Genomic DNA, 21988 nt, shown 5'->3' with positions numbered 1-21988 from the left:
TGCCGGCGGACGGGCAGGCGGCGGGAGCGGCCGCAACGGCACCGCGCCGCCCGCATCGGCCGCCTTCACATCCAGATGCGGTAATTGCCGCTCAGGGCGAGCAGCGAGAAGAAGTAGAGGCAATTGTCGTAATAGCGGCGCTTGCCCCTCCGGAGCGGCGTGTTCCAGAAGGCGCGCACGAACCGTTCCGCGTTCGGGCCGCCGGCCGCGAGCGAAGCCGCGGCGTTCGTCGCGAGCAGGCCGACGGGATGGAGCGCCGGCTCGTCCAGGGGCGTGCCGTCGATCGCGTACCGCCGGTAGTCGGCCGGATCGATATCGGCGAAGAATCGCTGGATGTTCCCGCATTCCTGGACCGCCCATTCGTCGGCCCGGAACCATTCCCAGTCGAGCGCGACGTTCAGCGCGACCCGGTAGGAATCGCTGAAGAAATGCCGGAACTTCGGGTATTTCCGGGTATGAGGCGAGCCGTCGTATTCGGCATATTCCGGCGCCAGCCCCGTGACCGGATGGCACGCCTTCTTCAGGTACTCGCGGCTCGCTTCCGCCGCTTCCTTCCAGAAGGGCCGGTCCCGTTCGTCGGCCCACAGCGCGAACAGCTCGTAGAAGTGCGGCAGATGATAGGAAGGATCGGTGAAATCGGCCTCCGGCACGAACCGGATCAGCTTCGTGCGCGGATCCCACATCGGCTCGCCTTCGCCGTCTTCGCCCTGATGGACGCAGGCGCGCAGGATCGTACGCGCCTGTTCCGCGTAGTTGAACGGTTCCGGTCCGTCTCCCCAGCGGTTCGACGCGAAGAAGAGCGCCATCGCGAAGTATTCCTCGCCGTCCGGCGCGGGTCCCTGCGAGAGACGGACGCCGTCCGGCGTCGTGTGCCAGGCGAAGTAATGCCGGTACCGGCCCTCCCGGTGCTGCATGAATTTCAGGGCATACCGCCAGATGCGATTGAATTCCTCCTGCCGGTCCATCTGCACCGCCATCATCATGCCGTAGGACAGGCCTTCCGTGCGCACGTCCAGATTGCCCGTGTCGAGGATGTAACCCATGTCTTCGCCCATCGGATAATAGATGCGGACGTCATCGTCGCCGTAGAACAGGGCCTGCCACGCGTCCTCCACCTTGCGGCGGATTTCCTCTTCGCCGTAGCCGTATTCGGCGAACACGTTGCGGTAGCGGCCGGTATGGAATGCTCCCCGTTCTTCGCTCCTTGCCATCGATCACGCCTCCCCGTGCGGACAAAAACAAACGATAAAAACAAACGAAAAAAACAAACTCCCGATGCTGCGATGGCATGCGGGAGTTCTGGATGGAGCCGGGGCGTCCGGAGCCGTGCCGCAAGGCCGGAATGCGTCCGGAGCGCGCCGGCGGTCTGCGTCAGACGCGTTGGACTTTGCCGGATTTGAGCGCGCGGGCGCTCACCCATACGCGCTTCGGTTTGCCGTTCACCAGAATGCGCACCTTCTGGACGTTCACGCCCCAGGTGCGGCGGTTGCGGTTGTTGGCGTGCGACACATGATTGCCGCTGCCCGGCTTCTTGCCGGTGATGAAGCATTTGCGGGACATCGACTTACACCTCCTTCAACCGGATGCGGCGCGCGCCGCCGGCCGTCGGTCGCCCGCGGACTCGTGCCGGGTACGCAAACACACTCGAATATCTTACCATACCATGTCCGGAAAATCCATAGGCCCCCGGCATCGAAGAGCGGGGTGACAATTTCGGTTTGTATTCTGCCTGTCCTATCTTTATAATGAACTTAGCCCACCATCGCCCGAGGAGGAGTGAGCCATGTCCCTGCAAATCCAGACTGAACTGGGACGCGTCCACGTGGCGGACCATGTGCTGTCGGTGATCGCCGGTTCGGCGGCCATGGAATGCTACGGTCTGGTCGGCATGGCGTCGCGCAAGCAGCTCAAAGACGGCATTGCCGAACTGCTGGGCAGGGAGAATCTGTCTCGCGGAGTCGAAATCCGTCGGGAAGGCGGGGCGACGCATGTGGATTTGTACATCGTCGTCAGTTACGGCACGAAAATTTCGGAAGTCGCGCACAACGTGCAGTCGCGCGTGAAATACGTTCTGGACGAAGTGGCGGGGCTCAAGGTCGACACCGTCAACATCATCGTGCAGGGCGTCAGGGTATCGCAGTAGGAGGGAATCGGGTGAGCAGACGGTCGCTGGACGGCAAGGCTTTCGCGGAAATGGTGTTTGCCGGCGCTGAAGCGCTGGAGCGCAACGTGGAGCAGATCAACGCGTTGAACGTCTTTCCCGTGCCGGATGGCGATACGGGAACCAATATGAATCTCACGATGCGTTCGGGCGTGCAGGAGCTGCGGAACCGCCCGTCGCTTTCTTTAGGAACCGCCGCAGAAGCGCTTTCAAAAGGGCTTCTGATGGGCGCGCGGGGCAATTCGGGGGTCATTCTGTCGCAGCTCTTCCGCGGCTTCGCCCGCGGAGCGGCGGGCCATGACGAGCTGAACGCGGTGCAGTTCGCCGCGGCGCTGCAGCAGGGGGTCGACACCGCCTACCAGTCGGTCGTGAAGCCGGTCGAGGGGACGATTCTGACGGTTGCGCGGGAAGCCGCCCGGCACGCGGTGTCGATCGCCCGCCGAACGCCCGACATCGCGGCCCTGATGCGCGAGGTGGTCGCGAAGGCGAGGGAGACGCTGCTCAAGACGCCGGACATGCTCCCGATCCTGAAGCAGGTCGGGGTCGTCGATTCCGGCGGACAAGGCCTCGTTCATATCTACGAGGGATTTGCGGCGTATCTGTCCGGCGACGTGATCGTGGAGGACGCCGGGATTCCGCTGGAGGTTCCGGTCGGGGCGGCAGTCGCCGCGCCGGCGCGTCCGGCGCCCGCGGCCGCTCCGGCGCGGCGCGCGGATTCCGCGCCGGCGCAGAGCCGGATCGAGACGGAGTCGATCGAATTCCCCTACGATATGGAATTTTTCATCCGGCGGCCGAAGAAGCTGCCGGCGGGCATGCGCTTCGACCGGGAATGGTTCATTCGCGCGCTGGAGAAGGACGGCGATTCGGTCATCGTCATCGAAGACGACGGCATGATCAAGGTACACGTCCATTCGCGCAGGCCGGGCGACGTGCTGAATCTCGCGCTGCCCTACGGCGAGCTGGTCGACATCCGCATCCTGAACATGCGCGAGCAGCATCGCGAACTGCTGGAGCAGGAGGATCAGGCGGCGCCTCCCGCCGGGGACGGGACGAATCTTGCGGCGCCCGAGGTGCTGACGGGCGGCGCGCCCGTGCGGGACGTGCCGCCGGAGCAGGTGCACGAGATCGCGCCCTACGGCATCATCGCCGTCGCGACCGGGGAAGGCATCTCCGACATTTTCCTCCGGCATGAGGCCGACATCGTGCTGTCGGGCGGACAGACGATGAACCCGAGCACGGAGGATTTCCTCCAGGCGATCGCATCGCTGAGCGCGGAAAGGATTTATCTCCTGCCGAACAACGGCAACATCATCCTGACCGCGCAACAGGCGGCCGAAATGAGCGGACGAGCCGTCACCGTCATTCCGACCCGCTCGATTCCGCAGGGGCTCGCCGCGCTGCTCGCGTTCAACGAGGCGGAGACGGCGGAGCGGAACGAGGAGCGGATGCGCGGCGCCGCCGAGTCGGTCCGGTCCGGCGAGGTGACGCTGGCCGTGCGGGATTCGACGATCAACGGGTTCACGATCCGGGAAGGCGACTACATCGGCATCATGGACAAGGAGATCGTCGCGGCGTCCGGAAGCCTGCAGGAGACCTGCCGCGCGCTGCTGGCGAAGATGCTGGAGGACGGCGGCGAGCTTGTCACGCTGCTGACCGGGGAAGGAGCGGACGAGGCGGAGACCGCGGCGCTGTCCGACTGGCTGAAGGAGACGTATCCGGACGCCGAGCTGGAGGTGCTCGACGGCGGGCAGCCGCTCTATCCCTATCTGATCGCGGTCGAATAGCGCGCTTAAAAAGCCTGAGCGCGGACGGGAGGGCATGAAGATGTGTGCGGTGAGAATCGTCGTGGACAGCACGGCGGATATTCCGGCGGAAGATCGCGAGCGGCTCGGCATCGAGCTGATTCCGCTCAAGGTGCATTTCGGCGAGGATACCTATCTGGACGGCGTGAACCTGGGGCCCGACAACTTCTATGACCTGCTGGAAAAGTCCCCGGTTCTGCCGACGACGTCGCAGCCTTCGCCGAATGATTTTCTCGAATTGTACCAGCGCATCCTTGCGCAGGATCCGGAGGCGCAGATCATCTCGTTCCATCTCAGTTCGGAATTCAGCGGCACGTACCAGTCGGCCGTCATCGCCAAGTCGATGATCGAAGGCGATCCCGACATCACGGTCATCGATTCCCGTTCCGCCTCTTACGGGTTCGGCGCGGCGGCCATTCTTGCGGCGGAGATGGCCCGGGAAGGCGCGTCGAAGGAACAGATTCTGGAAGCGGTCGACCGGCTCCTCAAGGGCATCCGGATCTATTTCCTCGTCGACACGCTTGAATATCTGCAGCGGGGCGGAAGGATCGGGCGGGCATCCGCGCTGATCGGCGGCCTGCTCAACATCAAGCCGATTCTGACGGTCCAGGACGGCGTCGTCACGCCGGTGGACAAGACGCGCGGCACGGAGAAGGCGATAGCCCGCATCATCGAGCTCCTGGAGCAGGACTTCGGTCGTTCTCCCGTCCATGTCGGCATCGGCTGGAGCAAATACGACGAGACGGCCCGGGAACTGCTCGAGCGGGTTCGGGAGAAGTTCGACGTCCGGAGCGTCCGAGAGGTGCTCATCGGCGGCGTCATCGGCACGCACGTCGGGCCCGGCACTTCGGCCGTCTTCATGTACAAGGCGTGAACCTTATGACTTTGCGGCTTGAAGAAATTCCGGTTCGGCACATCAAAGGCGTGAGTGCTCGCAGGGAAGAGGAGCTTCACGCCTTTGGCATTCGTACGGTGGCGGAGCTCCTGGAGCATTTCCCGTTCCGCTACGAAGACTACCGCGTGCGGGATCCGGAAGAGGTGGGAGACGGAGAGAAGGCGACCATACGGGGCAGGATCGCGGCGCCGCCGGTCGTGCAGCGCTACGGCGGCAAGACCCGCATGACCTGCCGCGTCGCGGCGGGCCGGATGCTCGTTACGGCGGTCTGGTTCAACCGGCATTTTCTCAAGGACCAGCTCACGCCGGGACGGGACATCACGCTGACGGGAAAATGGGACCGCCGGCGCCGGCAGATCACGGTCGCCGAATCGGAGTTTCCCGACCGGGGAGCGGTGAAGACCGGCACGCTGCAGCCGGTCTATTCGGTCGGCGGCGGCATCACGCAGAACTGGATGCGGAAGACGATCGCGCAGGCGTTGCTGCAGTTCGGCCATCTCGTGCCCGAGGTGCTGCCGCCCGGGCTGATCGAGCGGCGCGGGCTGATGCCGCGCCGGGAGGCGATGATGCGGATCCACGCGCCGGGAAGCGAGGAGGAAGGCGCGGCGGCCCGCCGGCGGATGGCGTATGAGGAGCTGTTCCTGTTCCAGCTCAAGCTGCAGGCGTTCCGCGCCCATACGCGACGGAAGCGGGACGGCATCGCGCATCGGGTGGACAGCGAGTCGATCCGCGCGTTCGCGGCCGGGCTCCCGTTCGAGCTGACCGAGGGACAGAAGAAGGCGGTGAATGAAATCCTGCGCGACATGCGGCAGCCGTATTGCATGAACCGGCTGCTGCAGGGCGACGTCGGCTCGGGCAAGACGGTCGTCGCGGCGATCGCGCTCTATGCGGCCGTGAAAAGCGGGCACCAGGGCGCGCTGATGGCGCCGACCGAAATCCTGGCCGAGCAGCACCTGCGCACGCTGGAGAAGCTGCTCGGCCCGCACGGCATTCAGGTGGCGCTGCTCACCGGCAGCCTGACCGAACGGCAGCGGCGGGACGTGCTGGCCGGACTCCAGATGGGCGTGATCGACGTCGTCGTCGGCACGCATGCGCTCATCCAGGATGACGTCCAGTTCCGCAGCCTCAGCCTCGTCGTGACGGACGAGCAGCACCGGTTCGGCGTCGAGCAGCGCAGCATCCTGCGCCGCAAGGGGATCCGTCCCGACGTGCTCACGATGACGGCGACGCCGATTCCGCGCACGCTCGCGATCACGGCGTTCGGCGACATGGACGTCTCGACGTTGCGCGAGCGTCCGAAGGGCCGCGTGCCGGTCAAGACGTACTGGGTCCGTCCCGGCATGATGGAGCGCGTGCTCGGCTTCATCCGGCGGGAAGTCGCGGCGGGGAGGCAGGCGTACGTCATCTGTCCGCTGATCGAGGAGTCGGACAAGCTGGACGTTGAGAACGTCATCGATCTGCACCGGCGGATGGTCGAGGCTTTCCCGGATTTCAAGGTCGGTCTGCTGCACGGCCGGCTGAGCGCGGCGGAGAAGGATGCGGTCATGCGCGCGTTCTCGTCCGGCGAGACGCAGGTGCTCGTCGCGACGACCGTCGTCGAAGTCGGTGTCGACGTGCCGAACGCGTCGCTGATGGTCGTGATGGACGCGGACCGGTTCGGTCTGTCGCAGCTGCACCAGCTCCGGGGGCGCGTCGGGCGCGGCACGCATGCGTCCTATTGCGTGCTGATCGCCGATCCGAAGTCGGAGGCCGGCCTCGAGCGGATGCGGATCATGACGGAGACGGACGACGGGTTCGAGGTGTCGCGGCGCGATCTGGAGCTTCGCGGGCCCGGCGATTTTTTCGGCACGAAGCAGAGCGGACTGCCGGATTTCAAGGTCGCGGATCTGACGACCGACTTCGCGCTGCTCGAGATGGCGCGGGACGACGCGGCGGATCTCGTGTCGCGGGAGGCGTTCTGGCGCGATCCGGCTTGCGCGCGACTGCGCGAGCTGCTGACGCGGGATCCGGTGTTCCAGGGCGAGCAGCTCGATTGAGGCGCGCGGCGGCTGCGGCGCGGCGGACGCCGGGCGCGGATGTGCGCTATGCCGTCCGAAGGCGCAGCGGGCCCGCGCGGCCGCGTTCCGCTCCGACGGACGACGCACGCTTGTCCGTTCGCCGGCGGACGGCGGTCGCGGATGTTTTTTCAAGGCAGATGACAACTGCGCGGGCAGGGCGTCATATCCTGAACTGACGGTTCCGGCCGGACCGTCGACGGGATGGAGGTGCCGCGCGTGGGGTATCAGCAGTATGGCATTCGGCCCGAACTGGTCGAACGGGTCAAGCGGAAGATGAAGAATCCGGCGGCGAAGGAGCGGATGAAGGCGCTGCTGGAAGGCGTGACGAAGCAGGATCTTCAGGACCGGGCGAAGGTGCGCCGGCTCGTGCGCCGGGCGGCCGCCATCCTGAACGAGCCGCTCACGCCCGACCTGGAGGAACGGATTGTCGCGTTCGTGATCGCGCAGCGGATCGATCCGAACAACACGCTTCATCTGCTGCGGCTGTGGAGCATGTTTCGCTGACGGGCGGGCCGGTGGCACGAAACGCGCCCAAAGCGGACGGCGCGCGGCCGCGCGGCGCACACAACGTCCCCCGCCCGGCGGGATCCGGCATGCGGATCCCCGGGCGGGGGACGTCGTCTTATGGCCCGCGGCCTGTCCGACGTCCGCCTTCAGGGCCGGTTGACCGGCCGGATCAGGGACGGATCGTCGGCCTTGACGTTGCCGACCGCCTTGCTTACCGGGTACGCTTCGAGCTCGTCGGCCGGGTAGGGCCGGAACAGCGGCTTGAGCGCCTCGGGATCGCGCACGGAGCGGTCCAGCCAGAGCGCCTCGTCCTCCGGGCGCAGGATGACCGGCATCCGGTCGTGGATGGACGCCATCAGCTCGTTCGGCTCCGTCGTCAGGATCGCGACCGTGGAGATGCGCCGCCCGTCCGGCGCGATCCAGGTCTCGTACAGACCGGCCATACTGAAAATGCCTCCGCTTCGCAGCACGATGCGCATCGGCTGCCTGCTGCCGTCGGGCTCCGTCCGCCATTCGTAGAAGCCGTCCGCCGGCACGAGGCAGCGCCTCATCCGGAGCGGCTCGCGGAACGCCGGCTTCTCCGCCGCCGTTTCCGCGCGGGCGTTGATCAGGCGGTTGCCGATCTTTTCGTCCTTCGCCCAGGACGGGATCAGCCCCCACCGGAGCTCCCCGAGCCGGTTTGTCCGGCCGTCGCTGATGACGGCAGGCACCATCTGTCCCGGCGCGACGTTGTATTTCGGCCGGTGGTACGGAATGTTCGCCACGCCGATCGTGTACCGCACGATCAGCTCCTCCAGCGTCACCGTGATCGTGTAGCGACCGCACATCGCAAGATTCTCCCTTGCCGTTCATCCCGGCGTGTTCGCCGTTTGAGGCCATTATAGCGCCCGGAGACGTCCTCCGCCACCTCGGCGGATTCGGTTGCGTCCGTCCCCGTTCCGCTTCATTTCGCCCCCGTCTCCTCCGGTCAACAGGAACATCAGCCCGGCCTCACTTTTTCGATGCTGCCCCTCCGGTCAACAGGAGCATCAGCCTTGCCTCTCTTTTTCGATGCTGTCCCTTTCGGTCAACCGGAACACCGGTCCGGCCTCCCTTTTTCGGTCCCGTCCCCTTCGATCGGCCAGTGCTCCGCTCTGCGCGGGTTTCTCGGGTTTGCTGAGCGAAGGGGACATGATCGAAAAGATCCCGCACGATATCCCGAAGCCGCGCGCGGCCCATGCGGCCGGGCAGCGTCTGCCGGCAGTCGGTCCGCGCCCCACCGCGGGAAGACGCGGGGCGAAAGGGAGGAGCGGGCGTCGCGCCGGTCCCCGCCGCGCATGTGGTTTGGCGTCACGCCGATTCCTGACCCGCGCCCGGTTTTGCATAAAATTCCGGCTTGATACACGAACATAAGTTCGTGTATTTTGTATGATGATAAGAACATGCGTTCTTGTCTTGCGGGAGGGAACCGGCGATGGCCGGAAAGCAGCGGATTGTCATGCTGGCCGACTGCCAGTCGTTCTACGCCAGCGTCGAGAAGGCGAAGCATCCCGAGTATGAAGGCAAGCCGCTCGTCGTCGCGGGCGATCCCGAGCGCCGGTCGGGCATCGTGCTCGCCGCCTGCCCGCTTGCGAAGGCGCGCGGCGTCACGACCGCCGAGCGGCTCGGCGAGGCGCTCGGCAAGTGCCCGGACCTGATCGTGGCCAAGCCGCGCATGCAGGAATACATCGAGTATTCCCTGCTGATCACGCGCATTTACGAGTCGTTCACGGACCTGGTCGAGCCGTACAGCATCGACGAGCAGTTCCTCGATCTGACGGAGACGGCCCGGCTGTTCGGCGGCCCCGAGGAGGCGGCCCGCATGATCCAGAAGCGGGTGTTGGAGCAGACCGGCGTCTACGTCCGGCTGGGCATCAGCACGAACAAGGTGCTGGCGAAGATGGCGTGCGACAACTACGCGAAGAAGCGTCCGGACGGCATCTTCCGGCTCGATCCGGACCGGCTGGAGGAGATGCTGTGGCAGCTGCCGGTGGACAAAATGTTCATGATCGGCTCGCGCATGACGGCGCATCTGAACCGGATGGGCATCGAGACGATCGGCGACCTGGCGCGGGCGCCGCTCTCCCGGCTGCGGGCGCGGTGGGGGATCAACGGCGAGATGATCTGGCGGATCGCGCACGGCCGCGATGATTCGCCGGTGTCGCCGGACACCCACATCCTCCAGAAGGGCATCGGTCACCAGATGACGCTGCCGCGCGACTACGAGACGCAGGAGGAGCTCAAGGTCGTCCTGCTCGAGCTGTGCGAGCTCGTCTGCCGGCGCATGCGGGCCAAGGGGAAGATGGGCCGGACGCTGGCCGTCGGGTGCCAGGGCGCCGACTTCGACCGGCCGAGCGGGTTCTTCCGACAGATGACGCTGCCGTATCCGACCCAGGTGACGAACGACGTCTACCGGTTCGCGTGCGAGCTGTTCGACCGGCATTGGGACGGCCTGCCGGTGCGGAAGGTCGGCGTCGCGATGACCGGCCTGCAGGACGACCGGGAATATCAGCTGATGCTGTTCGACCACCGGGAGAAGTACCGCGCCCTCGAGCGGGCGACGGACCGGATCAAGGACAAGTACGGCGACGATGCGATTCTGAGGGCCGCCTCGCTGACCGCGGCCGGGCAGGCACGGGATCGGGCGCGCAAGATCGGCGGCCATTACAAGTGACGAAGCGGCGTTCTGCCGGAGCGGGTCGCGGGCTGCGGGCCCTTTTGACGGGATGGTGTTCTGTGCGCCGGATTGGAGCGCCCGGCGCCGGTTAACGGTCCGGCGTGCCGTTAACCGGCGTATCCATGGGGCTCGAACGCGTGTTAACGGCACGGGGAACCGTTAACGGCCGATGCGGAGCGGGATCGGGAACCGGCTGATGCCGAATAACGGTCCGGCGTGCCGTTAACCGGCGTCTGCACGGCGCATGCTCGAGCGATAACGGCACGGGAGACCGTCATCAAGCCGAAAGCGCATCATAGTTCAGACACCAGGAGAGGATGACAGCCATGACCAAACCGCGCGTGAGCAAACTGACTCCCGGATACAACCTGCTCTGGGAATCGAGCCGGATGATGCTGCCCGAGCACAAGGAGCGCATCCTCGGCCACCGGGAGTCGCTGAAGCGGAAGGAGCGCCCCGTGCTGGACGAACAGGAGATGGAGGAACTGGCGCTCAAAGTAGGCGAATCGCTCGGGACGGGCCGGCCGGTCACGCTGAGGCTGTACGGCGAAACGGAAGATCGGGAGGCGACGGGCGTCGTGACGAGGATCGACCCGCAGGCCGGACGGATCCGGCTGCGCACGGCGCAGGGGGACGTATGGATCGCCTTGCGGGACGTGATCGGCGCGGAATAGCGGCGCGGGCGCAGCGCGCCGCATGACGCGGCCTGTGCAGGGCGGCGGGGAATGCGCAAGGCGCGGGACGGCGTTGCGGGTCGAACCGCCGCCGCAGGCCCGACCTCCGCCGCGGACGCGCCCGCTCCGAACCGCCGTCGCGCGAAAAAATCCGTCATTTACCCTCCGAAGTTTGTCTATACCGCCTGCCGCCGGGAGCAATAGACTGTAGTATCTCAGGCAAGCAGGGGGTGAAGGGCATGGGAATTTTCCTGGATCAACGCAGCTCGATGAACTCCAACCAGATCGGCGCTCCGAACGTGCCGCTGAGCGCGACGCCGACGCTGTTCGGCATTATCGGCCTGCAGACGCAAAATGCACCGAACACGGTCATCGCGCTGGATGGCATGGTCGGCATCAGCGGCGACATCGGCGACACGTTCACGGTGGAGATCGTTCGCGGCGCCACGTACAACCCCGCCAACGTCATCTTCACGCTGACCGGGACGGTGAGCGTGACGGGCGCAACGGAAGTGCATTCCTTCACGGCACAGGATCTGCTGGCGCCGCCGGCTGCGGAGACGGTGTACACGGCCTTTATCTCGGGCACGACGACGGCCGTGCGGAACGGCCCGGAAGTGTTCCGGGGCATCGCTTCCACCGCCTGACGCCACGCCCGACGCAAGAACCCCGGCCTGCGGAGGAAAACCCCCGGTTTACGGGGGTTTTTCCCCGCCGCCGGGGTTTTTGCGCGTTCACGCACCGGCCGCGCGCCGTCGGCCGCCCGGCACGAACCAACCGGCACGAAAAAAGAGGACGCCCGTCTCAGTTCGGGCGTCCTTTTGCAATGATATGGAGCGCCTTGCCGAAGTCGAGCGCGACCTTGCCGGTCTGTTCGGCGGTGCGCTGGGCGAGCACGACGGCGTTGACGCCGCAGGAGATGAGCGCGATGTCGTACAGGTTCCGGCCCTCTGTCAGCGTCTTGAGCGCCGGCTCCATTTGGGAGTAGTCGCCGAACGGATAGACGAGCGTGACGCGAAGGCCGCGGAAACGGTCCTCGATGAGCCGCTTCGCCGAGTCGGCGTGGCGCGTCACGATCGCGAGCCGCTTCCCGGCGAGCGTCTTCCAGAACATCGGATCCGTCGCGAGCATCCGGTTCACGCAGGCGTGGCAGACCGCCTTCGGCTCGATGCGGAAATGCCGGAACACGCGTTCCGTCAGCGGGCGCTTGAGGTAATCCGGCGCGTGGATCGTCTTGTCGCCGAACGGCAGGATGCCGACGATGTCGGCCTTCCGGAGCGATTCGGCGACGGCGTCGCGCAGGGGCAGGTTCGGCAGCCGCAGCCCTTTCTTGCCCTCGTTCGCCTTCACGGCCCACGGCTCCTTCAACACCACGTCGAGCGGCCAGACCGTCTGCTGCGCGAGCACCAGGTTCTCGCCGTCCCCGACGCGGACGAGCGACAGCGGCGTCTTCGTTTTGAGCGCGTGCGCGATGCGCTGCAGCACCTGCGCCTGCGTCAGCTGCGGGCGTCCCGTCATGGATTCATCCTCCCGAAGGCCGTTAGTCTTCTGCGTTGCAATTCCAGTATATGTACGGGCCGCCGCAGGGCATGGATGTCTGCCGCCGCGAGCGGACGCCGGCCGGATTTGGACGAATGGACGAGACCAATCAACCATGCGGCCGGTGCCGAGCGCTCATACATTAACGGAGGAACAGACAAGGAGGTAGAACATGGCCAGGCGAGTCGTCATCGAGGTCAATTTCAACAACTACGGCATCGTTCCGGACCGGCTCAAGCCGGCGTGGATCCGCAACCGGATCGCGATTTTCCGGCGATATACCCTGCGGTCGCTGAAGCGTCAGACGAATCCGGACTTTCTCGCGGTACTGAAGCTCGCGGACGAATCCGAGCCGCTGCTGTACGGCCCGCTGCGCAAAGACTGGGCGGACTTTCCGCCGAACGTCCGGTTCGGCTCGGAGAAGACCTGCGTGGAGGCGATCAAGGCGTTCGCCTCCGGCTCCGACGAACTGTTCGTGGCTCGGCTCGATTCCGACGACCTGTACCGCCGGACGTTCGTGCAGCTGCTCATGAACTGGAAGCCGAAGCCGGGAACGGTCGCATTGATCAACCAGGACGGCTACATGTGGGATACGATCGAAAACGTGATGGCCGAGGTGCACCATTTTTCCCCGCAATTCTACACCTACATCTACAAGACGGCGGACTATCTGGACGGCTACCGGATCAAACCGCCCGGCAACGGCCACGGGTACGTGATCAAGCTGCCCCACGAGGTGCTGCCCGGGCGGAATTACGTGAACGTCGTGCACGGCGCCAACGCGTCGAAGAAGAAGGTGCCGCTCCGCGGCAGGCTGAGCGAGCAAGCGATGCGCGCCGTGCTCGCCGAATTCATGTGATCCCGCCGCCGGGAGGAGTGACGACGGAATGGGAAGCGCGACACGGACGGAAGACGGCGCACGCGGGGAGAAATCCCAGGCGGCGGAACGGCTCAAGACGGGCGCTGCGGCCCGGAAGGGCGGCGGCGCGACGGACGGCAGGCGGATCGGAAAGGAGGAAACGGGATGTACAACGGCAGCACCATTCTCGTGACCGGCGGGACGGGGTCCTGGGGACGCCATCTCGTCCGGACGCTGCTTGAGCGGCATGATCCGCGGGAAATCCGGGTGTTCTCCCGCGGCGAGCACCGGCAGGTCGAGATGGAGCGGGAGCTCGGCGCGGACGGGCGCGTCCGGTTCATCATCGGCGATGTGCGGGACTACGGGGCCGTGCTGGACGCCTGCCGAGGCGTCGACATCGTCTTCCACCTCGCGGCGCTGAAGCACGTTCCGATCTGCGAGCGGCAGCCGGACGAGGCGTTCCGGACGAACGTGCTCGGCACCGAAAACGTCATCCGGGCCGCGATCGCGCGGCGGGTGAAGAAGGTCGTGGACGTGTCGACGGACAAGGCGGTCGATCCGGTGAACGTGTACGGGATGACGAAGGCGATCGCCGAGAAGCTGACGCTCCGCGCGAATGCGCTGACCGACGAGACGCGGTTCGTCTGCATTCGCGGCGGCAACGTGCTCGGCACGAACGGCAGCGTCGTACCGTTCTTCCTCGAGCGGATCCGGCGCGGCGAGGATCTGCCGATCACGCACCGGGAGATGACCCGCTATTTCATGACGCTGTCCGGCGCAATCGGCCTGCTCCTGCGCGCGGCCGAAGCGGCGATCGGCGGCGAGACGTTCGTCATCCGGATGCCGGCCTTCCGCATCCTCGATCTGGCCGAGGTGCTGATCGAGCGGTCGGGTGCGAAGGTGGGCATCCGGGAAATCGGCATCCGGGAAGGCGAAAAGCTGCACGAGACGCTGGTGTCCGCGCGCGAGGCGCTGCACGCCAGACATTACGACGACGACGTGCTCGTCATTCTGCCTCCGAACCCCGGGCCGGAACTTCAGCACCGGTACGCCTCGTGCCGGCCGGCGAAACCGAAGCCGTACCGGTCGGACGACGAGCTGCTGGACAAGGCAGGCATCGCCCGGCTGCTCGATGCCGGCGGTTTTTGACATGACGGGGCAAAGGAGGGAGGAGCGGATATGGAGACACGCGACCGGACCGCGGCCGTGATCGGGCTCGGCTATGTCGGACTGCCGCTGGCTCTGGCGCTGGCGAAGGCCGGATACCGCGTGCTGGGGTTGGATGTGGACGGCAAGAAAATCGACCGCCTGAACGCGGGACGTTCGACGGTGATCGGCATCGGCGACGACGAGATACGCTCCGTGCTGGATCGGTTCACGGCCACCGGCGACTACGCCGCGATCTCCCGGGCGGACGCGGTCGTCATCTGCGTGCCGACGCCGCTGACGCCGGAACGGGAGCCGGACCTGACGTATATCCGTTCGGCGGTTGCCGCGATGCTGCCTCACCTCAAGCGGGGAGTGCTCATCGCGCTCGAGAGCACGACGTATCCGGGCACGACGGATGAGCTGATCCGCCGCGCCGTCGAAGAGACGCGCGGCTGGCGGGTCGGTGAGGATTTCCATCTCTGCCATTCGCCCGAGCGGATCGATCCGGGCAACCGCGTCCACCGGCTTGACAATTCGCCGAAGATCGTCGGCGGGGCGACATCCGCCTGCCTCGAGGCGGGCCTCAGGTTCTACCGCGCGATCGTACAGGAGGTCGTGCCCGTCAGCTCGACGGCGGCGGCCGAAGCCGCGAAGCTGTTCGAGAACACGTTCCGCAGCGTCAACATCGCGCTCGCGAACGAATTCGCGCTGCTCTGCGAGAAGCTCGGCCTGAGCGTATGGGAGGTGATCGGGGCGGCGGCGACGAAGCCGTTCGGCTTCCTGCCGTTCTGGCCGGGCCCGGGCATCGGCGGCCACTGCATTCCGATCGATCCGCTCTATCTGAACTGGGCGGCGCGCCGGCACGGCCGGCCGATGAAGCTGATCGAGCTGGCGGACGAGGTGAACCGGCGGATGCCGATGCACGTCGTCGAGCGGGCGGCGGACCTGCTGAACCGGGAAGGAAAGCCCGTGCGCGGCGCGCGGATCGCGCTGATCGGCATCGCCTACAAGCCGGATGTCGACGACGTCCGGGAATCGCCGGCCCTGGACGTGCTGGATGAGCTCGCCGCGCGTCAGGCGGACGTCGTCTGCTGCGATCCGCTCGTGCCGTCCTTCCGGCACCGCGGCCGGACGTACCGGACGGAGGAGCTCACGCCCGGGCTGCTCCAGGGGCTCGATCTCGCGGTCATCCTGACGAACCATTCGGCGATTGACGTCCGGTTGGTCGTCGAGCATGCGCCGCTCGTGCTGGACACGCGGAACGCGCTTGCCGGGATTCCCGGCGGCCGCATCGCCCGGCTGGGCGAGCCGGCCTTGGGGCTTCCCGCCGCGCGGGGGTGAGTTCCATGGTGAACGAGGATCAGGTGAACAAGAGGTATTACGGGCAATCGGGTTCCGGCGCGTCGCAGGAGGCGACGCGCGCCCGCATCCATTGGATGTGCCGGCACGCCAAGAGGAACCGCGTGCTCGATGTCGGCTGCAGCCAGGGCATCGCGTCGATCCTGCTCGGCCGCGAAGGGTTCGAGGTGCTCGGCATCGATATCGAGGACGGGGCGATCCGCTATGCGCGGGCGGAGCTCGCGAAGGAGCCCGCGATCGTCCGCGCGAACGTCCGGTTCCTGGCGGCCGACGCGACGAAGCCGCACAAATGGGGCCCGTTCGACACGGTGCTGCTCGGCGAGGTGCTCGAGCATTTCACGCAGCCGGAGCGGGTGCTGGCCAACGTCTCGAACTGGCTCGCGGACGGCGGCGTCTGCGTCATCACCGTGCCTTTCGGTCTGCACACGTTCCACGACCACAAGCAGACGTATTATGCGGGGCGGCTCGCGAAGCTCGTCGATCCCTTCTTTGACGAAATCACGATGGAGGTGCATCACCGTTATCTCTGTTATGCCGGCCGCAAGCGGTCGTTCCGCTTTCGCCGGCCGGACAACGCAGAGCGGATGAGGCGGCTGATCCGGCTGGACGAGGAACAGTTCCTCGCCCGCGAGCGGGATTACCAGCAGAGGGAGGCGAAGCTGCGCGGCATGGTCCGCAGCCAGCACGAGCGCATCCGGGCGCTGGAGGCGCAGCTCAAGGAAAAGGACGACCGGATCGAAGAGCTGCTGCGCCATCTGAAGGTGCTTCAGCGGCAGCTTGCGGAAGCGCGGAGCAGCATGAACCAGGGGAAAGGAGGGCGGCCGTGACGATGATCAGCCTGTGCATGATCGTCCGCGACGAGGAGGCGGTGCTCGGCCGGTGCCTGGCGTCGGTCGCACCCGTCGTCGACGAGATCGTCATCGTCGACACCGGTTCGACGGACGGGACGAAGGCGATCGCCGCTTCGTACGGCGCGCGCATTTTCGATTTCGAGTGGACGGATGATTTCGCGGCGGCGCGCAATTTCGCGTTCGACCAGGCGACGGGCGACTGGCTGATGTGGCTCGACGCGGACGACGTGCTGCCCGATCCGGAGCGGGAAAAATTCGCCGCGTTCAAGGCGCGGATGCCGGACCACGCCGACGCCGTGCTCATGCCGTACTGGCTCGCGTTCGACCAGGCGGGGCGTCCGACGGCCTCTGCCCGCCGCTGCCGCCTCGTCCGGCGGGGCCGCGGTTTCCGCTGGCGGGGCCGTGTGCACGAATACCTGGACATCACCGGCGCGCATGTCATCGCGGTCGACATCGGCATCGCGCATCTGCGCGCGGTGCGGGACCATTCGGAGCGGAACCTGCGCATTTACGAGCGGATCGCGGCCGAGACCGGCGGTCTCAAGGGCCGCGATCTCTTCCATTATGCGAACGAGCTCGCGGACGTCGGACGCTTCGCCGAGGCGGCGGACGCCTACCGGGCGTTCCTCGCGGAGCCGGTTGGCTACCGGGAGGACAAGGTCGCGGCCTCGCTCCGGCTGGCCGACTGCTGCCGGCGTCTGAACGACCCGGCCGGTCAGATCGACGCGCTGCTCCGCTCGTTCCGGTTCGACGCGCCCCACGCGGAGGTGTGCTGCGCCCTCGGCGCCTGGTTCGAGGAAGCCGGGGACTGGCGGACGGCCGCGTACTGGTACGAGCGGGCGCTGGACGCGCCGCTGCCCGAGGGCTGGCTCGGCGTCGTGAACCACGCGTGCCGCACCTGGCTGCCGCATGCGCGGATCTGCGTCTGCTTCGGGAGGATGGGACGATGGGAGGACGCCGCCCGGCACAATGAGGCCGCGCTCGCGTGGCTGCCGGACGACGAGGGACTCAAGGCCAACCGTCGCATCCTGGAGGAGAAGCTGCAGGGCGGGGCGTAGCGCCGTTGCCGCGCGCGGGGACGATGCGCGGCGATGCGGCGCAAGGACCGCCGGTTTCCCTCCCCGCGGCATGCCGGCCCTTGCGCAATCGCGCCCTTCTGCTATAATGGGCGTAAAGCGACAACCGCATAGAAGCCCGGGGAGCTGGGTCAGCCGGCTGAGAGGGTATCCGGATGCGATACCGACCCTTGAACCTGATCTGGATAATGCCAGCGTAGGGAAATGTCGAAGCAGCGCGCCGCATGCGGCTTGCTTGCCGCATGCCGCGCCGCGCCGCCATGGGCATTGAAGCGAAGGCGCCTTCCGGTCAGGGGGCGCTTCTTTGCGTGTTGTCGAAATTTCGGATGCAGGACGGGAGAGAGCCATCATGTCCAGAAAGTGGAGAATGCTGTTCAGAAAAAGATGGGGGTTGCTGGCGCTCGCGCTGTTGCTTGCGCTGGCCGGATGCGGCGGCGGAGGCAAAAGCGGCGGCACGGGTGCAAACGGCGGAGGCGCGGGCGGTTCGGGCGATGCCGGCGCCACGGGGAACGGTTCCGCGGACGGAGCGGACAAGCCCTTGGAGAAGGTGCGGGTCGTGCTCGACTGGTCGCCGAACACGAACCACACGGGGCTGTATGTCGCGCGGGACAAGGGATTTTTCGCCGAGCAGGGGCTTGAGGTCGAGATCGTCCAGCCCGGCGAAGCGGGCGCCGAGCAGATGGTCGCCTCCGGCGATGCCGAGTTCGGCGTCAGCTACCAGGAAGCGGTCACCCTCGCGCGGACGAACGGCGTGCCGATCGTGTCGATCGCGGCCGTCATCCAGCACAACACGTCCGGTTTCGCTTCGCCGGTCGACAAGAACATCCGGACGCCGAAGGATTTCGAAGGCAAGCGGTACGGCGGCTGGGGCTCGCCGGTCGAGGAAGCGGTCATCGACTCGCTCATGCAGGAAGTGGGCGGCGACGTGGGCAAGGTCGAGTTCGTGAACGTCGGCGACACCGATTTCTTCACGGCGGTCAAGCGGGACATCGATTTCTTCTGGATTTTCTACGGCTGGACCGGCATCGAGGCGGAGCTGCGCGGCGAGGAGCTGAACATGATCTGGCTGACCGACTACAGCGAGAAGCTTGACTACTACACGCCGGTGCTCGCAACGAGCGAGAAGCTGATCCGGGAACGGCCGGAGCTCGTGAAGGCGTTCGTCGCCGGCGCGGCCGCCGGGTACAAGTTCGCGATCGAACATCCGGAAGAAGCGGCCGGGGTGCTGATCGCGGCCGAGCCCGACCTGAACGCGGACCTCGTCCGGGCGAGCCAGAAGTGGCTCAGCGCGAAGTATCAGGACGACGCGCCGCGCTGGGGCGAGCAGAAGCTGGAAGTGTGGAAGAATTACGCCGATTGGATGGCCGAGCACGGCGTGATGGAAGGCGAGTTCGATCCGGAAACGGCGTTCACGAACGAGTTCCTGCCGGAGTAAGCCGGCGCTCGTGCCGATTCGAACCAATAATTTTCGGAAGGAAAGCGGGGAATCCGGCGTGGCCGACGCGCTGCTCAGCATCCAGATCCTGCCGCGCACTCCCGGCGGGGAGAGCGTGAACCCCTACGTGGACCGGGCCATCGGGATCATCAAAGCCTCGGGGCTTCCCTACCGGGTCGGGCCGCTCGAGACGACGATCGAGGGCGATCTGGCGCGGCTGCTTGCGCTCGTGAAGGAAATGAACGAGGCGATGATCCAAGCGGGGTGCCCGTCCGTCATCTCGCAGGTGAAGATTTACTACAATCCGGCCGAGGGCGCCTCGATGGCGCGCCTGCTGGAGAAGTATCCCGATGGGAAATAAGAGGCTTTCGGGATGGCTGCCGCTGGCGGTCATCGCGCTGATTGCGGCCGCATGGGAAGCGGCGGTCCGGATGTTCGCGATCGACCCCTACATCCTGCCGAGCCCGTCGGCGATCGTGCGCGAAGCGATGCAGCCGAACGTCTGGCCGCGGCTCGAGATGCACACGCTGGCCACCGTCCGCCGGACGCTGACGGGCCTTGCGCTCGGCGTCCTCGCCGGCGTTGCGCTTGCGGCGGCGATTCATCTCATCCCCGGCGCCCGGCGGGCGTCGGCGCCGCTGCTCGTCCTGTCGCAGAGCGTGCCGTACATCGTGCTCGTGCCGCTTCTGCTCATCTGGCTCGGGTTCGGCGAAGAACCGAAAATCGTCCTCATTGCGCTCGTCTGTTTCTTTCCCGTGACGGTGGCGATGCTGACCGGCCTGCGCGAGTGCGATCCGGCGCTGCGCGGCTATCTCGCGATGATCGGCGCGGACCGCCGGACGATCTTCACGAAGCTGGAGCTGCCGAACGCGGTGCCGTATCTGTTCTCGGGTTTCCGCATCGCGGCCGCGTACAGCGTGACGACGACGGTCGCGGCGGAATGGTTCGGCGGGGGCAGCGGGCTCGGATATTACATCAAGCTGTCCTACAGCGGATTCGAGACGGCGCGCGTGTTCGCCGGCACGATCATCATCATCGCGTTCAGCATGCTGATGTACGGCCTGGCCGGGCTCGCCGAGCGGCTCGTCGTCCGCTGGCGGCCGAAGACGGAGAGGAGGGGCGGCGATGGCTCCGGCGCTTGAGGTGCGGGATGTCGCGATGCGCTACGGGGACAGGCCGGTGCTGGGCGGCGTGACGCTCAGGGTCGAAGACGGCGAGTTCGTCTCGCTGATCGGGCCGTCGGGGTGCGGCAAGAGCACGCTGCTCAAGGTGATCGGCGGGCTGGAACAAGCGGAGCGCGGAGAGATATACATCGAAGGGCGGCCCGCGAACGGCAGGCGCGGGCTGATCGCGTACATGCCGCAGCAGCCCTCGCTCCTGCCGTGGCGGACGGTTGCCGGCAACATCGAGCTTGCGCTCGGCATCGCCGGCGTGCCGCGCGCGGAGGCGCGCCGGCTCGCCCGGGATTGGCTGGGACGCGTCGGCCTAGCGGAATATGCGAACGCCTGGCCGCACATGCTGTCCGGCGGCATGCAGCAGCGCGTCTCGTTCATCCGCGCGCTGCTCAGCCCGCGGAAGCTGATGTGTCTCGACGAGCCGTTCGGCGCGCTCGACGCGCTGACGCGGCAGCACATGCAGGAGTGGCTGCTGTCGATCTGGGAGGAGAACCGGCGCGCGGTGCTGCTCGTGACGCACAGCATCGAGGAGGCGCTGCTCCTGTCCGACCGGATCGTCGTCCTGTCGGCGCGCCCGGCGTCCGTGCTGCGCGAATTCACGGTGCCGTTCGGGCGGCCGCGCGACCCGAAGCTGTGGAAGGTGCCGGCGTTCGCCGAGCTCCGGGAGGCGATCCACGAGCTGCTGAAACCGGCCGAGGCGGCCGGGACGGCAAGCGGATAGCAGCGGCCGCGGCTTGCACGCGGTCTCCGATCGCCGGCCGCGGATGCCGGAGCGGGCCGCATGCGCGGGATGCGGGAATGCGGGCGGGTTGCCGCCGCGCCCGGCCGCCGCTTCCGCGCATCGGACGAGGACGGCGGAGCGGGAACGCATGGAACGGAGCGCGTATCGGTAAGGCGGGTTCCTTTTCCCGGACGGAAGGAGGCGGGAGCATGACGGCGGAACAATCGGCGCGGTTCGGTTGGATCGACGCCCACATCCACGTGGACAAATACGCGCCGGAGGAGCGGGAGCGGCTGCTGGCCGAAGCGTACGCGGAAGGCTGCGAGGCGGTCGTGGGCGTGTCGGTGAACCTTGAATCGAGCCGCGTGAACCGTGATCTGGCGCTCCGGCACGCCGGGCGCTTCATGCCGGCCTACGGCCACCATCCGGAAATTCCGGTGCCCGGGCCGGAGGAGGAGGCGGAGCTGTTCGCGTGGATCCGGAAGCGGCACGAGGCGGGAGAGCGGTTTGCGATCGGCGAGGTCGGGCTTCCCTATTACACGCGGACCGAAGCGGAGAAGGCCGGGCGCCCGTTCGACGAGGGGCCGCATCTTCAGCTCCTGGACCGGTTCGCGGCGCTCGCGGCGGAGCTGGACCGGCCGATCGTGCTCCACGCCGTGTACGAAGACGCGGAGAAGGCGTGCGACGCACTCGAGCGGCACGGCGTGAGACGGGCGCATTTCCACTGGTTCAAGGGGCCGGAATCGGCGGTTCGCCGGATGATCGCGCGCGGATGGCACGTGTCCGTGACGCCGGACGTCGTGTACGAGCCGGAGATCCGGGAGCTGGTGCGCGCGTATCCGCTCGAACTGCTCATGGCGGAGACCGACGGACCGTGGCAATACGAAGGGCCCTACGCCGGACGGGCGACGACCCCCGCGCTCGTGCGGGACGTCATACGCGCCGTCGCGGAGCTGAAAGGGCTCGGCGTCAACGAGACGGCCGGGGTGATGCTGGAGACGACGAAGCGGTTCTATGGCTTCTGAACGTCCCG

At 66.7% G+C, this 21988-nt stretch carries 22 protein-coding genes and 1 riboswitch; of the genes, 18 read left to right on the top strand and 4 right to left on the bottom strand.

The window, feature by feature from the left end; all coding sequences use genetic code 11:
- Positions 1 to 65: 65 nt before the first annotated feature.
- Positions 66 to 1211, bottom strand: a complete 1146-nt coding sequence (locus A9Z00_RS04435) for a family 8 glycosyl hydrolase (protein WP_296974893.1) — start codon at positions 1209 to 1211, stop codon at positions 66 to 68.
- 160 nt (positions 1212 to 1371) lie between these two features.
- Positions 1372 to 1560 carry a 50S ribosomal protein L28 gene (gene rpmB, locus A9Z00_RS04430; protein WP_296974889.1) on the bottom strand — a complete coding sequence of 63 codons (189 nt, stop codon included), beginning with the start codon at positions 1558 to 1560 and terminating at the stop codon, positions 1372 to 1374.
- Between the two features lie 223 nt (positions 1561 to 1783).
- On the opposite strand from rpmB, the gene A9Z00_RS04425 reads away from it, so the two are divergent.
- The 5 genes from A9Z00_RS04425 to A9Z00_RS04405 all read left to right on the top strand — a co-directional run bounded on the left by A9Z00_RS04425 (position 1784) and on the right by A9Z00_RS04405 (position 7419).
- Positions 1784 to 2143: an Asp23/Gls24 family envelope stress response protein gene (locus A9Z00_RS04425; protein WP_296974886.1), complete on the top strand. Its 360-nt coding sequence runs from the start codon at positions 1784 to 1786 to the stop codon at positions 2141 to 2143.
- 50 nt (positions 2144 to 2193) lie between these two features.
- Positions 2194 to 3945 carry a DAK2 domain-containing protein gene (locus tag A9Z00_RS04420; RefSeq protein WP_296975020.1) on the top strand — a complete coding sequence of 584 codons (1752 nt, stop codon included), beginning with the start codon at positions 2194 to 2196 and terminating at the stop codon, positions 3943 to 3945.
- Between the two features lie 40 nt (positions 3946 to 3985).
- Positions 3986 to 4837: a DegV family protein gene (locus A9Z00_RS04415; protein WP_296974883.1), complete on the top strand. Its 852-nt coding sequence runs from the start codon at positions 3986 to 3988 to the stop codon at positions 4835 to 4837.
- 5 nt (positions 4838 to 4842) lie between these two features.
- On the top strand, positions 4843 to 6894 hold the full coding sequence (gene recG, locus A9Z00_RS04410) for an ATP-dependent DNA helicase RecG (protein ID WP_296974882.1): 2052 nt from the start codon (positions 4843 to 4845) through the stop codon (positions 6892 to 6894).
- Positions 6895 to 7131: 237 nt separating this feature from the next.
- Positions 7132 to 7419, top strand: coding sequence for a stage VI sporulation protein F (locus A9Z00_RS04405; protein ID WP_296974879.1), 288 nt, complete (start codon positions 7132 to 7134; stop codon positions 7417 to 7419).
- Positions 7420 to 7568: 149 nt separating this feature from the next.
- Here the strand turns inward: A9Z00_RS04405 and A9Z00_RS04400 are convergent, their stop codons facing one another.
- A complete protein-coding gene (locus tag A9Z00_RS04400) occupies positions 7569 to 8249 on the bottom strand; it encodes an SOS response-associated peptidase (protein ID WP_296974877.1) in 681 nt (226 codons plus the stop codon).
- Positions 8250 to 8875: 626 nt separating this feature from the next.
- Between A9Z00_RS04400 and A9Z00_RS04395 the strand changes: the two genes are divergently transcribed.
- From A9Z00_RS04395 to A9Z00_RS04385, 3 genes are all read left to right on the top strand, one after another.
- On the top strand, positions 8876 to 10114 hold the full coding sequence (locus A9Z00_RS04395; protein WP_296974874.1) for a DNA polymerase IV: 1239 nt from the start codon (positions 8876 to 8878) through the stop codon (positions 10112 to 10114).
- A 329-nt stretch (positions 10115 to 10443) separates the two neighbouring features.
- Positions 10444 to 10791 carry a YolD-like family protein gene (locus A9Z00_RS04390; protein ID WP_296974871.1) on the top strand — a complete coding sequence of 116 codons (348 nt, stop codon included), beginning with the start codon at positions 10444 to 10446 and terminating at the stop codon, positions 10789 to 10791.
- Positions 10792 to 11030: 239 nt separating this feature from the next.
- Complete coding sequence (locus A9Z00_RS04385; RefSeq protein ID WP_296974869.1) at positions 11031 to 11438, top strand: hypothetical protein; 408 nt, start codon at positions 11031 to 11033, stop codon at positions 11436 to 11438.
- A gap of 157 nt (positions 11439 to 11595) precedes the next feature.
- Here A9Z00_RS04385 and A9Z00_RS04380 read toward each other — a convergent pair whose 3' ends face one another.
- The gene (locus tag A9Z00_RS04380; protein ID WP_296974867.1) at positions 11596 to 12309 is read right to left on the bottom strand and encodes a GT-D fold domain-containing glycosyltransferase; all 714 of its coding nucleotides are present in this window, start codon (positions 12307 to 12309) and stop codon (positions 11596 to 11598) included.
- A gap of 193 nt (positions 12310 to 12502) precedes the next feature.
- Here A9Z00_RS04380 and A9Z00_RS04375 point away from each other — a divergent pair, with 193 nt between their 5' ends.
- The 10 genes from A9Z00_RS04375 to A9Z00_RS04330 all read left to right on the top strand — a co-directional run bounded on the left by A9Z00_RS04375 (position 12503) and on the right by A9Z00_RS04330 (position 21980).
- Positions 12503 to 13189, top strand: a complete 687-nt coding sequence (locus tag A9Z00_RS04375) for a glycosyltransferase (RefSeq protein ID WP_296974866.1) — start codon at positions 12503 to 12505, stop codon at positions 13187 to 13189.
- Positions 13190 to 13354: 165 nt separating this feature from the next.
- On the top strand, positions 13355 to 14338 hold the full coding sequence (locus A9Z00_RS04370; RefSeq protein ID WP_296974863.1) for a polysaccharide biosynthesis protein: 984 nt from the start codon (positions 13355 to 13357) through the stop codon (positions 14336 to 14338).
- Positions 14339 to 14368: 30 nt separating this feature from the next.
- On the top strand, positions 14369 to 15679 hold the full coding sequence (locus tag A9Z00_RS04365) for a nucleotide sugar dehydrogenase (RefSeq protein ID WP_296974861.1): 1311 nt from the start codon (positions 14369 to 14371) through the stop codon (positions 15677 to 15679).
- A gap of 5 nt (positions 15680 to 15684) precedes the next feature.
- Entirely contained in the window at positions 15685 to 16524 is an 840-nt protein-coding gene (locus A9Z00_RS04360; protein WP_296974858.1) for a class I SAM-dependent methyltransferase, read from the top strand.
- 2 nt (positions 16525 to 16526) lie between these two features.
- Entirely contained in the window at positions 16527 to 17606 is a 1080-nt protein-coding gene (locus A9Z00_RS04355; RefSeq protein WP_296975019.1) for a glycosyltransferase family 2 protein, read from the top strand.
- A gap of 127 nt (positions 17607 to 17733) precedes the next feature.
- Positions 17734 to 17844, top strand: a riboswitch (TPP riboswitch).
- Between the two features lie 129 nt (positions 17845 to 17973).
- A complete protein-coding gene (locus A9Z00_RS04350) occupies positions 17974 to 19059 on the top strand; it encodes an ABC transporter substrate-binding protein (protein WP_296974855.1) in 1086 nt (361 codons plus the stop codon).
- Between the two features lie 58 nt (positions 19060 to 19117).
- Positions 19118 to 19420 (top strand): thiamine-binding protein, encoded by a 303-nt coding sequence (locus tag A9Z00_RS04345; RefSeq protein ID WP_296974854.1) that lies wholly within the window; start codon positions 19118 to 19120, stop codon positions 19418 to 19420.
- On the top strand, positions 19410 to 20201 hold the full coding sequence (locus A9Z00_RS04340; protein ID WP_296974852.1) for an ABC transporter permease: 792 nt from the start codon (positions 19410 to 19412) through the stop codon (positions 20199 to 20201). The genes A9Z00_RS04345 and A9Z00_RS04340 overlap by 11 nt, the downstream gene beginning before the upstream one ends.
- A complete protein-coding gene (locus tag A9Z00_RS04335) occupies positions 20185 to 20955 on the top strand; it encodes an ABC transporter ATP-binding protein (RefSeq protein ID WP_296974849.1) in 771 nt (256 codons plus the stop codon). The genes A9Z00_RS04340 and A9Z00_RS04335 overlap by 17 nt, the downstream gene beginning before the upstream one ends.
- Positions 20956 to 21164: 209 nt before the next feature.
- Complete coding sequence (locus tag A9Z00_RS04330) at positions 21165 to 21980, top strand: TatD family hydrolase (RefSeq protein WP_296974846.1); 816 nt, start codon at positions 21165 to 21167, stop codon at positions 21978 to 21980.
- Positions 21981 to 21988 lie beyond the last annotated feature (8 nt).

It is taken from the genome of Thermobacillus sp. ZCTH02-B1 (genome assembly GCF_002159085.1).
In the GTDB taxonomy this organism is placed as follows: Bacteria; Bacillota; Bacilli; order Paenibacillales; family Paenibacillaceae; genus Thermobacillus.
This window is presented reverse-complemented; position numbering and strand designations above follow the sequence as displayed.

Coding starts and splice junctions, on each gene's coding strand:
- recG (WP_296974882.1), top strand. CDS start 4,843: ATGACTTTGCGGCTTGAAGAAATTCCGGTTCGGCACATCAAAGGCGTG.
- A9Z00_RS04380 (WP_296974867.1), bottom strand. CDS start 12,309: ATGACGGGACGCCCGCAGCTGACGCAGGCGCAGGTGCTGCAGCGCATC.
- A9Z00_RS04435 (WP_296974893.1), bottom strand. CDS start 1,211: ATGGCAAGGAGCGAAGAACGGGGAGCATTCCATACCGGCCGCTACCGC.
- A9Z00_RS04395 (WP_296974874.1), top strand. CDS start 8,876: ATGGCCGGAAAGCAGCGGATTGTCATGCTGGCCGACTGCCAGTCGTTC.
- A9Z00_RS04340 (WP_296974852.1), top strand. CDS start 19,410: ATGGGAAATAAGAGGCTTTCGGGATGGCTGCCGCTGGCGGTCATCGCG.
- A9Z00_RS04360 (WP_296974858.1), top strand. CDS start 15,685: ATGGTGAACGAGGATCAGGTGAACAAGAGGTATTACGGGCAATCGGGT.
- A9Z00_RS04355 (WP_296975019.1), top strand. CDS start 16,527: ATGATCAGCCTGTGCATGATCGTCCGCGACGAGGAGGCGGTGCTCGGC.
- A9Z00_RS04365 (WP_296974861.1), top strand. CDS start 14,369: ATGGAGACACGCGACCGGACCGCGGCCGTGATCGGGCTCGGCTATGTC.
- rpmB (WP_296974889.1), bottom strand. CDS start 1,560: ATGTCCCGCAAATGCTTCATCACCGGCAAGAAGCCGGGCAGCGGCAAT.
- A9Z00_RS04330 (WP_296974846.1), top strand. CDS start 21,165: ATGACGGCGGAACAATCGGCGCGGTTCGGTTGGATCGACGCCCACATC.
- A9Z00_RS04375 (WP_296974866.1), top strand. CDS start 12,503: ATGGCCAGGCGAGTCGTCATCGAGGTCAATTTCAACAACTACGGCATC.
- A9Z00_RS04335 (WP_296974849.1), top strand. CDS start 20,185: ATGGCTCCGGCGCTTGAGGTGCGGGATGTCGCGATGCGCTACGGGGAC.
- A9Z00_RS04425 (WP_296974886.1), top strand. CDS start 1,784: ATGTCCCTGCAAATCCAGACTGAACTGGGACGCGTCCACGTGGCGGAC.
- A9Z00_RS04420 (WP_296975020.1), top strand. CDS start 2,194: ATGGTGTTTGCCGGCGCTGAAGCGCTGGAGCGCAACGTGGAGCAGATC.
- A9Z00_RS04400 (WP_296974877.1), bottom strand. CDS start 8,249: ATGTGCGGTCGCTACACGATCACGGTGACGCTGGAGGAGCTGATCGTG.
- A9Z00_RS04415 (WP_296974883.1), top strand. CDS start 3,986: ATGTGTGCGGTGAGAATCGTCGTGGACAGCACGGCGGATATTCCGGCG.
- A9Z00_RS04370 (WP_296974863.1), top strand. CDS start 13,355: ATGTACAACGGCAGCACCATTCTCGTGACCGGCGGGACGGGGTCCTGG.
- A9Z00_RS04385 (WP_296974869.1), top strand. CDS start 11,031: ATGGGAATTTTCCTGGATCAACGCAGCTCGATGAACTCCAACCAGATC.
- A9Z00_RS04390 (WP_296974871.1), top strand. CDS start 10,444: ATGACCAAACCGCGCGTGAGCAAACTGACTCCCGGATACAACCTGCTC.
- A9Z00_RS04350 (WP_296974855.1), top strand. CDS start 17,974: ATGTCCAGAAAGTGGAGAATGCTGTTCAGAAAAAGATGGGGGTTGCTG.